The following is a 357-nucleotide window of genomic DNA, read 5'->3' on the forward strand; positions in this document are numbered from 1 at the left end:
GCTCAATATTGCTTGTGACAGAAAAGATGAAGGCGATTGCGACTGGGGATGGTGACTTAACGGTACGCATCGACTACGCAGGAAAAGATGAGATATCAACGCTTGTTGAGAGTTTCAATCAATTCATTGAAAAGCTACAAGGCATTATCGCGAGTACGTTAAGCATTGGACACGAGCTTGAGGTTGTCAGCGACAAGATTCGTAGCGAGTCGAATCAAACCTTGGCTCTAAATAGCACTCAACGTGATCACATCGAAGAGGTTACCGAGGCGGTCAATAACATCATCGACCTCATAGAACAAGTTGTTAACTTTGCATCGCATGCAGATTCTCAAGCTCAAAAAGCCAATTCTAGTG

At 44.0% G+C, this 357-nt stretch carries 1 protein-coding gene; it reads left to right on the forward strand.

What is annotated here, in order from left to right:
* Positions 1–357, forward strand: a 357-nt coding sequence (locus tag AB4496_RS29335) for a HAMP domain-containing protein (protein WP_372133649.1), incomplete at both ends; no start/stop codon positions are given.

Source organism: Vibrio sp. 10N.222.46.A1 (assembly GCF_041473595.1).
GTDB classification, from domain to species: domain Bacteria; phylum Pseudomonadota; class Gammaproteobacteria; order Enterobacterales; family Vibrionaceae; genus Vibrio; species Vibrio tasmaniensis_A.